The organism is Roseburia hominis, from assembly GCA_040702975.1.
Taxonomy (GTDB): Bacteria; Bacillota; Clostridia; order Lachnospirales; family Lachnospiraceae; genus Allocoprococcus; species Allocoprococcus hominis_A.
Genome location: CP159990.1, coordinates 700340 through 713053, shown reverse-complemented (window position 1 = coordinate 713053; position 12714 = coordinate 700340). Strand labels below are relative to the sequence as shown.

Annotated in this window: 11 protein-coding genes; 1 reads left to right on the top strand and 10 read right to left on the bottom strand. The window is 46.6% G+C overall.

Going from position 1 to position 12714, the window contains the following annotated elements:
* Positions 1 to 4: 4 nt before the first annotated feature.
* The 9 genes from ABXS75_03155 to ABXS75_03115 form a co-directional block, all read right to left on the bottom strand.
* The gene (locus tag ABXS75_03155; GenBank protein ID XCP85814.1) at positions 5 to 553 is read right to left on the bottom strand and encodes a JAB domain-containing protein; all 549 of its coding nucleotides are present in this window, start codon (positions 551 to 553) and stop codon (positions 5 to 7) included.
* A gap of 47 nt (positions 554 to 600) precedes the next feature.
* Positions 601 to 1218 carry a DUF5688 family protein gene (locus tag ABXS75_03150; protein ID XCP85813.1) on the bottom strand — a complete coding sequence of 206 codons (618 nt, stop codon included), beginning with the start codon at positions 1216 to 1218 and terminating at the stop codon, positions 601 to 603.
* A 57-nt stretch (positions 1219 to 1275) separates the two neighbouring features.
* The gene (locus ABXS75_03145; protein ID XCP85812.1) at positions 1276 to 2109 is read right to left on the bottom strand and encodes an ArdC family protein; all 834 of its coding nucleotides are present in this window, start codon (positions 2107 to 2109) and stop codon (positions 1276 to 1278) included.
* Positions 2110 to 2129: 20 nt separating this feature from the next.
* Complete coding sequence (locus ABXS75_03140; GenBank protein ID XCP85811.1) at positions 2130 to 2342, bottom strand: hypothetical protein; 213 nt, start codon at positions 2340 to 2342, stop codon at positions 2130 to 2132.
* 228 nt (positions 2343 to 2570) lie between these two features.
* Positions 2571 to 3875, bottom strand: coding sequence for an AAA family ATPase (locus ABXS75_03135; protein ID XCP85810.1), 1305 nt, complete (start codon positions 3873 to 3875; stop codon positions 2571 to 2573).
* A gap of 69 nt (positions 3876 to 3944) precedes the next feature.
* Complete coding sequence (locus ABXS75_03130; GenBank protein XCP85809.1) at positions 3945 to 5420, bottom strand: TniQ family protein; 1476 nt, start codon at positions 5418 to 5420, stop codon at positions 3945 to 3947.
* The gene (locus ABXS75_03125; GenBank protein XCP85808.1) at positions 5417 to 6706 is read right to left on the bottom strand and encodes an AAA family ATPase; all 1290 of its coding nucleotides are present in this window, start codon (positions 6704 to 6706) and stop codon (positions 5417 to 5419) included. Before ABXS75_03125 ends, ABXS75_03130 begins: the two co-directional genes overlap by 4 nt.
* Positions 6699 to 8552 (bottom strand): Mu transposase C-terminal domain-containing protein, encoded by a 1854-nt coding sequence (locus ABXS75_03120; protein ID XCP85807.1) that lies wholly within the window; start codon positions 8550 to 8552, stop codon positions 6699 to 6701. Before ABXS75_03120 ends, ABXS75_03125 begins: the two co-directional genes overlap by 8 nt.
* Positions 8539 to 8886, bottom strand: a complete 348-nt coding sequence (locus ABXS75_03115) for a hypothetical protein (GenBank protein XCP85806.1) — start codon at positions 8884 to 8886, stop codon at positions 8539 to 8541. The genes ABXS75_03120 and ABXS75_03115 overlap by 14 nt, the downstream gene beginning before the upstream one ends.
* 454 nt (positions 8887 to 9340) lie before the next feature.
* Between ABXS75_03115 and ABXS75_03110 the strand changes: the two genes are divergently transcribed.
* Positions 9341 to 10813 (top strand): IS1182 family transposase, encoded by a 1473-nt coding sequence (locus ABXS75_03110; protein ID XCP85805.1) that lies wholly within the window; start codon positions 9341 to 9343, stop codon positions 10811 to 10813.
* Positions 10814 to 11139: 326 nt separating this feature from the next.
* Here the strand turns inward: ABXS75_03110 and guaA are convergent, their stop codons facing one another.
* Positions 11140 to 12687: a glutamine-hydrolyzing GMP synthase gene (gene guaA / locus ABXS75_03105; protein ID XCP85804.1), complete on the bottom strand. Its 1548-nt coding sequence runs from the start codon at positions 12685 to 12687 to the stop codon at positions 11140 to 11142.
* Positions 12688 to 12714 lie beyond the last annotated feature (27 nt).

The following is a 12714-nucleotide window of genomic DNA, read 5'->3' as shown; positions in this document are numbered from 1 at the left end:
GTAGTCATGTAGTACTCTCTGCCGCAGCTGCTTTCTGCTTGTTTTTCGCCTGTACCTGCAACTCATACTGATACCACGGGTTTTCCTCCTCTTTCTCAAAGGCAAGGCTTGTAAATTTTATATCATCGGGATTCTGACCGCAGGGCATGATGATACTATCCATCAGGTACATACCAAAATCCATACAACGATGATACATATTGTAGGAGAATTTATAATCATTTTCTGAGGGAGCACCACTTCCACTCGGATGGTTGTGAATGAGTATAATCCGGCTTACCCCATAAAGCAGAGCCGGTGTCAGTATATCCTGAATTCTGGTGTCTACATGTATTTCGTCCCCCTCTGCAATCACACTGTAACAAACCGGGTGTAGCTGGCAGTCACAATAAATTCCTATAAGCCTTTCACGGTAGGACTCATTCAAGATATTCCTGCATACAAACTTTATAGCGTCTACGGCTCTCTCAATCTTTGTCTGTACAGGTGGAAAATGGACAAGCGAAAGCCTTGGCTCCACCTGATGAAATTCCGGAATTACCCTCTCTGCCATTTATGAACTCCTTTCATATATATTTTTTTTAGGTTTAGAACCCGGTTTTATGCGACTGTACGGATACAGTCCTGCTCGTAATCAAAGAAATATACACGGTCAGAAAGGCGGTCTTTCGGTTCCACCTCTGCCCGGTTAATCTCCTTAACCATCGCTGCAAGTTCCCTGGGGTCTGCCTTCGGAAATACTCCTACAGGAAGAAGCAGTACTTCATGTACGGAAGACGGCAAAATATAGAGAGAACAGCCAAAGTTTTCCCGTAATCTGTGAAGCACAACAGGATTAGTAATGGCCGCAGCGCCAAAATAGCCACTCTCATTGGTAAGGACATAAAAAATGTTATTTATGGTATCATCAGGATGGCCCAGCATTGCAGACAGGGAAGCCAGTTTGAACCCATAATTTGTATGATTTGCATGGTCAAATATCTCCTGCATGGTGATTCCGTACATTTCCATTTCTGTCTTAGAGAACAGCGTGCCATACCCATTCTGTCTATTGATAAGAAATGCGATGGCGATATCCTCCATTCCTTTTACTGCTGCCTTCACACAGGTATCAGGCAATTTTTCAGCAGGGTACAAAATCGGAAACAAGCTGCTTATTAACTCCTCTTTGGAAATGATATCTGTCTCTTCACGAAAGGCCTGTAAATATTGTGTCATAATGATTTTCTCCTTTTTTGTTGAAATGGTCTTAAAATAAAAACAAACGGCAAGTATTTAAGCGGCGTTCTGTAATACCACCTGTATATTATCGAACATGACGTTTGCGGTATCACGGATCAGTTTCATCGAAGCATTCAGCTGCTTCAAGTCGTCTTTTCCTTCCCATGTTGCGATATACTCAAAGCTGTATTCCGAAGTATCAAGGCCCAGCATATCCGAAACAATAAACGCCACCGATTCCGCTTCTATTTCTTTTGTCTCACGGTCAGCCTTGCGGCCCTTTAATGCCTCTGTATTGTGCAAATGGGCATGTGCTGATTCATGGATAAGCGTTTTTATGGTCTGTAGCTGCGACATATCCGGTTGTATGATAATACGGTGCTCAGACGGCAGGTAACACCCCTTCGCCCCACCAGCGACAGGCTCATAAGATACCGAAGCGGAAGCCGCTGCTATGATCGCACCGATGATCGATTCAAAATCCGCAACATCCCCCACAAGTTCCGGCAGTTCCAGCCGGATTTCCTCGGTCTCTGGTATCTGCATGGTCTGACTGATATCAAATACAGAAGCGGCCCGGAATGAGAGCTTTTCTTCCTCTTCCCCGGTTTCCTCATTCGTGACTTTATATGGACATGGGGCAATAATACGGATGGCTTTCTCCCCTTTGCGGACAATACGGTTAAATGACTGTTTCCAGTTCGTATAACCTGTTACATAGCTTGCCTGCGGACACTGAGCGGCAATAAGAACGGCATTATTAAAACTATAGTGATGGAATTTACTCATGACCTTGAGCAGGACAGCGTATTTTTCTGATGTGAAATATTCAGTAATGCCATTTTTTAGCTTCTGCTCAAGGGCGTCCATCTGTTCTTTACATGACATGAATGTTCCCCCTTCCCTTCTTAAAAAGGCAGCTCTACTGCTCCACATTCCTGTTCGAAAAAGCATTTAACAGCGTATGCCTGTTCCGGACACAGGTCGTATAAGGCAAAGCAGCATTCATCGCCTCCCATTTCGGATATCTCGAAACGGGCGTCAAGCCCCTGCAGAAACGCTTTTGCAATATCATGATTATCATTGGGAACAGCATAATTGACATGGTCATACACAGCCATAAATCAGACTCCCCCTTTCCGTGTACTTCTATAAATACACCCGCAGCTGCGTAAGCAGCTTTTTAGGGAAAAATACCCATAACAAAGAATCTCCCGTGGAAAGCACATTCTTTTCCACAGGAGACCTCGGGTTTCAAATATTCAGATTTTTTCACATCTTTCATTGTCTCAGGATCGATCACGATTTCCGATTCCCTACTTATCTTCATTTTACTGCAAAAGACCATCTCAATCCGGTGCCAGTACAAACGCCTTTGATTCCGGGGTGTCAAACATCTTATCATCCAACATGCTCTGTAATCTGGAAAAGATGTATCGACATCCAAGACCGCTTTCTGCCGCCTCCGTGGCAAGTTTTTTCCTGATTTCATCATCCACGGACAGAGTAATTCCATATGTTTTTTCCAGTTTTTCAATCGGGGAGGCTTTGCTCTTTAAGATTGCCTCAAAATCACTGGAATCCAGCATATCCAGTGTCACTATCTGGTTAATTCTTCCTGCAATTTCCCGGCGTACATTCGCATACTGGATTAAATCTTCTTCGCTGCACTCTGCAATCACACTTTCCGTCTTAACAGGCTGGCCAAAGCCAATACTGCCGGAAGCTGCTGTCTTTTCTTTAAGCATACGCTCAAAGCTGCCGCAAAAGACCATGGATATACCGGAACAGTCCACGGTAAGACGTCTGCCGGTGTTATTCTCCTCCACAAATGTGATGGTATCTCCATCCATTATTTTCAGCAATTCATTCTGTATTCTCTGAGCGAAATCCGTACCGCCAGCGCCTACGGTGGGCTCAAAAAGCTTATCTGCCTCATCAATGACAATTATCTGTTTCCCCGCCTTTTCCCGGGGCTCATCCAGAAAGATATCCTTTATGTGATAGCTTCCCTTCCAGCCATCACAGGAAATCTGCGGTCCATTGAGGATTTTTATGCAGTCAAATTCCCGGGACAGGGTACGCCAGATTTCCGTCTTTCCACAACCAGTCGGCCCCGCCATGACAACATTCCTTCGGTTCCCATGCAGGTGCTGATATACGAGCATGGCAGCCGCCCGTTTGGCTTCCTTCTGCCCGTAAACCCGATTCTCAAGGTAATTATAAATACTGCGTGGCGTCCACCCCAAATCATCAAAAGGAGTCGGCATATCCGCAGGTTCAAAATCGCAGACATCCTCCGCCCACGGAATTTCATCCATATCGGTACTGACATCATACTTTGTATTTACGGAGGCTTCGGCGATAATGTCGGCAATCATTTTCTGGTCTTCCTCCGACAGGTCAATTTTCGCTAGCGCATTTGCGATAATGTTACTGATAACCTCCTTCGGCTTATATTTCCAAAAAGAGGCGAACTCTGCGGCCTGCTGTTCATTTTGAAAGTATTCTTCATCCGTAAGGGCTGCAAACCCGCCTTTGTTTGCCCGGGTCCTAAATTCCTCCAATGGATTTACCATGGTTATGCTGCCGCCGCCCCTGCATAAGACATCCATATAGCCCCGCCAAAATTTCTTTGCCGAATCCCGCTTCATGGATTCCACCCACCTTTCCCTGTATCATAAAATCAGCCCATCCCGAAGGATGAGCTTTCTGTTTTCCTGTTATAAAATCTCCCGTATAGCCGCAGCAAGCTCCGGCTTCGCATACTGTTCCAGAAAGGCAAGGCATAACTGGAAATTTCTGCGGTTTAAATTCGTCATTTCCCTGATATGTTTCCAGTTCAGGGCCTGTCCCTGCTGTTCCAGTCTGCAGGCAGCTACGCTTACCTCTCTTGCCCAGTATTCCGGGAAGCTCTCATAGTGCGCCTGTATTTCTGCCATGCACCGGGGCAGTTTCTGTAGCCGCTTCGATGGAAGTCCCAGCGCCTTCTCCACACCAAACACGGTCACCCGGCCCGGCCTGCCGCCGGTATCTGTGCCGTTCCATAGCCTTTCGATTGCCTGCTGTACCAGAGGAAGCGTTTCTATATCGATGGTTTCCCATTCTTTCACATGCGGACCTCCTTTTTGGGGTCTGCTCTCTACAGAAAGTGCTTTCTGCTTCCCATACCTGCCCTCACCCACCGGTTTTACCACATTGACCGAAGCCCCCAGCCGCCTTGCTATCTCTGGATAGTTCAGCCCCTGCTCTGAGTGCAGCCGCCGTATCTGCTCCTCAAATACCTGCACCTGCGTCTTTTTCGGGAGCGTTCTTTGTGCGGCCTCTTTTGGAGCGATCTGTAGAAACATGGCCAGCATAGCGACCTCTGTAAAGTGAAACCGGTCACCGGCAAATACTTTCTGCAGCTGCCACAGTTCCGTAAAGCGATTATCCGGCAATTCCCGGTAATATTCTGTAAAATCCCAGTGCAATAACCCGATATTTCTTTGTTCTCCCCGTGGGGAAAGATACTTTGTCCCTTCCAGCCTTGTATGCAGAAAGGTTCCCATCTCCACTTCATTCAGAATGTCTGTCTTTTCCGTAAATAGCTGAAATACATAGGCTGCAAGTTCCTTTTCCACTGCACTGTCGCTATAGCATATATGGCTACTGTATGGGATGGACAATTCCGCAGGAGCAAAAGCCGGTGCTGCCTTTCCTGAAACAGAGATATCACTGTCAATAAGAAAGCAGCCATGAATGGGGCAGACACTGATTCCGGCTAACTGCCCGCTCCTGTGCCAGTATGTTTCTCCATAGGTTTCCCTGTCCGTCTCGGCACAAAGCGGGCAGTACCTTAAGAATCGTGATCTTCCCTGTTTTGAAAGCGGCAAGGAGAGATAATTCCTGTGGCCTCCCTCCATCCGAAGGAGGGAGGAAAAGGCTTTCTTTCTCCGTTCCAGAGGCAGGAACGCACCATAAAACAGAAACATGGTATGTCGAAGTATCAGTTCTTCCAATGGCATGGCACTTGTAAGTACGGATAACGCATTCTCCGTATAGGCATTCATAAACTCGATATCCGGCCTGACCTGCGGATTCTGGAAGAAATCCTCCGCAGAGCTTCTGTATGTCCCATATCCATTTTGGGCATGATAACGGCTCATCCCGCTGTATAACAGTTCATCCGGGTACAGAGTTGGAAAGAATCCAATCATACCCCCACCTCCGTTACTACCATATAGTTTTTCAGGATTGCGACAATATTCTCCTGCTCCGCTTTAGCAGCGGCGACAAGACCGGCTATCAAGTGTTCTTCTGTGTCACTGTTTCCATTTTCTACTCCCGAAGCCCCTTGAACATATGCTCCGGCTGCCTGCTTCTTTTTCGGAGCCGAACACTGTCCGTTATGTACCACTGTCGGACGGATATATCCATGTAACAGCTTCATCCGCTGCCGGTAAGCGTCATTTAGCGTGCCAATATCCAGCTTCTCCCTGCCATCCAAAATAGCGATTTCCTGTGCGTCATGGATAAGGGACACCACACTCGAAACCACCCCTGCGCTGTGTTCATAAAGCCATTCAATTATCTGACCGCTGAGAAAGGACGGTTCCCGCACATACTGGTAGGAAAACAGCACTTCACAAAAAGAGGAAAATTCCTTCCCATACGGCATAGGGCCATACTGTAAGCCAAGGCTGCGCCTTGCAAGCGGCATTGCCTGTTCAAAGAAGGCCGTGCTTTCCGGCGTACCGACCATACAGATACTGATACCGGAATTATTGATTAGCTGTGTCAGGGAACCGATAAGGCTTTTCCCGTTTTTGCTGCCTGCCACATTCTGTATTTCATCCACAACCAAAAGGCCTACGTGGTTTAAACAGACCTGACTGACAGAACCAATAAGCATATCCGTAGTCGACCTCGCCCGGAGCGCCCCTTCGTAATATTTTGTTTCCAGCACCTCATCCACCTTCCGCAGGATTTCAAGCAGCATTCCCTTGACCGAAGAATCAAAGGGACACTGTACCACAACACAGGGAAGAACCCTCATGTATGGGTTTGTAAGCTCCAGAACCGGATTTTCCATCATCAGTCGGATCGACATTGCTATCGCACTGGATTTCCCAATACCGCTGGTTCCAATGATGGTAAAGCTGTCGCTTCCCCCGAGAATACCGGTATATTCATATGACAGACTGCGGTTTTTCCCTGTTTCGCAAATTCCCCTGTAATTCTCATTGCTCTGCTGTATGGCAAGCCTTGTCCCCTTTTTCCTGAGGGCACGCAGCATTGCCAGATAGAGCTTGCTGTAAATCTCCTGTGACATCTGTGATGGGAGATAGATTTGATACAGGTCAGACAGTCCTATCAGCCTGTCTGTAATCTCTTTTTCTTTCACCGTCTCCTCATAGGGAGGCAGAACTTCCATCGCCCTTTGAAGCCTCCCGCCGGATAACATCGGCGGCAGCTTCCCGATAAGGATTTCTGGATCAAACATCGTCTCCATCCTCCTTTCCATAATCCCGGTGCACCCGTTCCTGCTCCCTCTGCCGGTTCTTCCTTATGTTATGGAGCGAAGTCCGGCCATCCGGCCTTGACGGGCCAATAATCGCCTCGATATGGTTCGCCAGTTCCACACGGGCCTGCAGGTTTTCCCCTGTCTCCCTCTGCACCCTCTTTTTCTGCCTGTCCAGACATTCCTGTACGGCGCACAAATCCTTTCCTGTAAAGCGGGTCTCTATCAGTTCGAAACGGACGTAAGCACCATTTTCTATCAGCCAAACACAGGAAACATCCTCCGGGTTGTATGCCACGACAACGTCCCCGCCCTTTAAGTACAGCTCAGTGTAATTATCGTGCCGGTATCGCAGGCCATTGGCTTTCAGCCCCCGGCGGGTAAATTTCGCTGCCGTCCTCGGGAAAAGACAATGGATTAAATCCTGTCTATGAACATCGAGAAGATGTGCCCCCGGCTGCCCCATGCCATAATTCCAGATATCACTGGCATAAGGCCGGACTCCCTTTTCCAGCATATCCTCTGTATAGGGGAAGTTCTCCACAATCCTTCGGGAATTGTAATAGATAATACAGTGGATGAGGATTTTTTCAAACTGTTCCAGCGTCAGGCAGGCGTCCTTCCGGTAATCGTGTGCACCCCTCTCCCGGTAATCCACTTCAATCACTCCCCGGCCTTTTAAATGTGCCTTGTATGTACTTTGTATTAAATCAAAGAATTTCTCTACCGGGCCTTTTAACTCTGGCCGGAAGGAAGGAAGATTGATAATGGTCACGCCAAGCTCTGCCAGCTGCCCAAAGTTTTCCGAAGCATATTCTGCCCCTTTATCTGTCACAAGGGTAGCCGGAAGACGGCTGCAATCCCACGCCGTATCGTCTATCCCAATGCCATGCTGCCTGCAATGCTCCTTCTTATCGGCTATGACATTCAGCATAAGCCCTCGAAGACTGTAGGTACCTCCTTCCCATCCCAGAGAATATCCGCAACACATCCCGCTGTATGCGTCCACACAGGCAGTCAGAATCGGCCTGCCGACCAGCCCACCGGATTCATTGACCAGATAAATATCGCAAATGGTAGAATCCAGCATGGCAACGCCCACACCGGAAGCAAACTCCTGCACGCCGTCCCCGAGAAGCGGGCGGTGGTTCCGCTGGTAATCCTTCATCCCGTCTCTGGTGATGTAATAATCCTGCAGATTCTTTGTCTTACGGTAAAAATAGCGGAACTGATGAATGGTCGGACGTTCTGGCGACAATTCCCCACGGGAATTACAATACCGCTCTTTGAGCATAAGCGTATAGGCTGTCGTCAGACTGTTCTTATTCTTTGTGTAATAAAACTTGTTAAGCGCCCATCTCATATTTTTTTCATCATCCGAAAGCTCTGCCACCGCCTTTCGCTTCGGTGCCAGAACAGACATATCCTGATATACCAGATACAGGCATAGATAATAGCGGACGGTCTGCTTGCTGACATGATACATCTTTGCCACAGAAGCAACCATCCGGCTGCGCTCCTTTTCATCGGCAATAAAAGGCAGGATTCCCGCTATCAGAGTAAAATGCTCATGGACGAAGCGATTTTCTTCTGCGGTAAGGGAATCCAGTCCCCGAGGCCTTATTCCGGTCAGTTCCCAGAGTTCTTCCTCTGTCATGGATTCGTAGTCCTGCAGCGTGATCCGCTTCCACCACCCGGGCATAGTACGTTTCCGGCAGCCAATAACCAGTACTTCTTCATCCGTCAATTCCAGCACACGCAGGATTTCCGGCTGTATTGCGTCTCCTGTTTCTGGTATCACCTGTTTTAAAAGACTATTTTTCTTCATCAATCACCAGCCCCCAATCCGTCACTCCATGCCGCAGCCAGTAATCTCTTGACGCATCCAGAAGCTTTACTGTCATCGGCTTTGTCAGGAATTTGCGGAATACGCATTCCCTCACCATCAGGTCATTTCCCTGCTTCACGCAGACAAAATCTGAGGTGTAGGCTCCGATATCCAGACCATCCAGAAGAACATTGCAGCGTATTTCCTGTATATCCTCACACCCCTGTAAGATGTGCAGGTAAGCCTTTTGAAGCCCATCATAGGTCTTACAGACTTCCTTTGATTTTGACACTGTGCACTTCTCACACCGCCCTTTGTAATTCTTTTTCCGCATGGCACAGACCTCCCAAAAACATTCCCAAAAAGAATTTTATTTCCCCAAAAACGCCGATTTCCCGGTTTTTGTTTTTGGGGATTTTCAAACCTGCACCCGTTTTTCCTTTTATTTATGCGGGTTCCCGCCATTTTAAGGCTTTCCCAAAAATGGATTTTGTAAAAAGCACTATGTTCCGGTGTAACCCTCACTATCCTGAAAAAGGCAAATCTCACCATCCTCCCGTAACATCCCACCGGCAACAACATCCCCCGCCTCAAAAATCCCGTAACGAGATCACGTAACAACCTCTCGCACCTATTCTCGTAACAACCTCCCATAGCTATTTCCCACATCATCTCTCACCCCTCAAACCCGCATAAATAAAGGGCACTGAAAAAGTCTGATTCTAAAAAAGAATTGGGCTTTTTTAATGTATCCATTATAATAGAATCATGAGGAAGGAGGTTCTGCCATGTTGAAAGACCATTCACAGTTGAAACTTTCATTATCACCCTATCAGGGGATTTATGATGCAATCATTCCAGCAAATCATCTTTTGCGTAGAATTAAAGAAAATATAGATTTTAGTTTTGTAAATCCAATGCTCCGTAAACAGTATTGTGAAAATTTCGGGCGGCCGGCGAAAGAACCGGAGATGATGTTTAAACTGCTTTTTCTGAAAAAGCTGTACGATCTGTCCGATGAAACCCTGATCAGCAGTGCTCAGACAGACATGGCATATAAATTTTTTCTGGATCTGGAACCAGAAGAAAAAATGATAGATCCCAGTCTTCTGACGAAATTCAGAAAGACCCGCATCACGGAAGATATTCTGGAGGAAATGCTGAAAGAAACAATCCAGCAGGCTCTGGACAAAGGTCTAATCAAATCGGGAACGATTATCGTGGATTCTACCCACACAACTGCATCCGTCCGAGCGAAATCCCCCACACAAATCCTGAGGGATATGAGTAAACAACTTCGGAAAGAGATTTATAAAAATGCTTTTGAATTATCAGAGAGATTTCCAGAGAAACCATCTTTGGAAGCAGGATTGGACGAAGAGATCGCCTATACGAAGGAACTGCTCCAGGTTCTGGAGGAAGGGATAGAAACCTGTGGAAATCAAAAGATACAGAAAATCTCTAAAGAGATGAAAGAACTGCTTGAGAACGAACAGATCAGAGAGATCCGTTCCAAAGATGATAAAGATGCACGGTTTGGGCACAAAACGGCGACCAGTACGTTTTATGGGTATAAGAATCATCTCGCAATGACAGAAGGCCGTCTGATTGCTGGGATAAGTGTAACAGATGGAGGAGCACCGGATGGTCAGGAATTGCCGAAACTGATAGAAAAAGCACAGAAAAATGGAATAAAAGTAACAGAAGTTATCGGAGATATGGCATATGTCAGTGATGATAATCTGGAAGTATGCGGAAAAGAGATTGCACTGATTGCCCGAACGAATACAGCTGTAGCGGCGGCTGCAAACGGAAACCTTGCGGAGGGGTTCTGTTTCAATAAAGATGCAGGGTTGCTGCAATGTCCTGCCGGAGAGCTTTCCATGCGAGTGGAAAAGAGAGCTGCCAAAAACGGGAACACCTATTTAAGATATATATTTAGCAAAGTTAAGTGCCGGAAATGCCCGCAAAGAGAAAACTGCCGTGTAGGAAAATCAAACTCAAAAGAACGGAGTTACAGTATCACGCAGGCAAGCGCGAAAAACATGGAAAGGCTTAAATTTGAAGAAAGTGAATACTTCCAAGAGAGAATGAAAATCCGGCATAGGATAGAAGAAAAGAATGGAGAATTAAAAGAAGCCCACGGTTTGCGCAGAGCAGATTCAAGAGGGTTATTTGCTATGCATGTTCAAATGTATTTTACCGCATTTACAGCAAATGTAAAAAGGATAGTAAGATTACAGGAATTGGCTATGGCTTAAACCATAGCATTATTCTGTAATCTTATCGAAAAAGAACTGAAAATCACAAAAAATCGTCATAAAAGAAAAACTCCCACTTAAAAAATGGAAGTTTTTCAGTGCCCTTATAAATACGGCATTTGTGGCAGTTTTCCGCAACGGGATTTACGCCTGTCATACCCCCAATCCTATTTTCCCGAACCAATCCTCCTCCACATAAAAATAGCCCCAGACATGGGCCATTTAACCCAGTCTGAGGCTCAATTTTTTATGCTAATTTGTTAACGATTGAGGCTAACGATTTTTGTCTTTTTGAGGATAACAAATGTTGCACGGAAACAATTTCATCACTCGAACTCAATCGTCCCCGGCGGCTTAGAGGTCAGATCATACATTACCCTATTAACCCCTTTCACCTCATTAATAATCCTGCTCATCACCTTATTCAGCACTTCAAACGGAATATCCGCCGCTTCCGCCGTCATAAAGTCAATCGTCTTGACCCCACGCAGCGCCACAGCATAGTCATAGGTTCTCTCATCCCCCATAACTCCCACACTTCTCATATTCGTAAGTGCCGCAAAATACTGGTTAATCTCCTGATCCAGACCAGCTTTTGCAATCTCTTCCCGGTAAATCGCATCCGCATCCTGAACAATCCTCACCTTCTCGGCCGTAACTTCTCCAACAATTCTAACTCCGAGTCCCGGCCCCGGGAACGGTTGTCTGAATACCAGATACTCCGGAATTCCAAGCTCCAAACCAGCTTTTCGGACCTCGTCCTTAAACAAGTCTCTAAGCGGTTCAATAATCTCCTTAAAATCAACGTAATCCGGCAGACCGCCTACGTTATGATGAGACTTAATCACAGCCGACTCACCCCCCAGGCCACTTTCTACCACATCCGGGTAAATCGTTCCCTGCACCAAGAAATCAACCGCGCCGATCTTCTTCGCCTCTTCCTCAAACACCCGGATAAATTCTTCTCCGATGATCTTACGCTTTTTCTCCGGTTCCTCCACGCCTGCAAGTTTATCATAAAATCTCTGTTGCGCATTCACCCGGATAAAGTTCAAATCGTAATTTCCTTCCGGCCCAAAGACAGCCTCTACCTCATCGCCCTCGTTCTTTCTCAAAAGGCCATGATCTACAAATACACAGGTAAGCTGATCGCCGACCGCCTTGGACAGCAGTACCGCTGCCACAGAAGAATCCACGCCGCCTGACAGAGCGCACAGCACCTTTCCATCTCCGACTTTCTCTCTAATCTGCTTAATGGACTCCTCCACAAATGAATCCATTTTCCAGTCTCCGGCGCAGCCGCACACACCAAGTACAAAGTTTGACAACATCTTCGTTCCCTCTGCCGTATGCAGTACCTCCGGGTGGAACTGAATCGCATACAATTTCCCTGCCGCATTCTCAGCCGCTGCCACCGGACAATCTGCCGTATGTGCCGTAATCTCAAATCCCGGTGCAATCCGGGAAATGTAATCGAAATGACTCATCCAGCAAATCGTTTCCTTCGATACATTTTCAAATACTTTAGAATCCGTCTTATCAATAATCACTTCGGTCTTTCCGTACTCTCTGACATCGGCACGCTCTACTTTTCCTCCAAGCACATGCATCATAAGCTGCGCGCCATAACAAAGCCCCAGTACCGGAACTCCCATTTCAAATAACTCTCTCGTATAAGTCGGTGAATCCTCCAAATAGCAGCTGTTCGGGCCGCCGGTCAAAATAATCCCCTTCGGATTCATGCTCTTGATTTTTTCAATTTCGATCTTATAAGAGTAAATCTCACAATACACATTACATTCACGAACACGTCTCGCCACAAGCTGGTTATACTGTCCGCCAAAATCCAATACGATGACTAATTCTCTCTTCACCTGTGCGCCTCCCTTTTATTTTCTCGC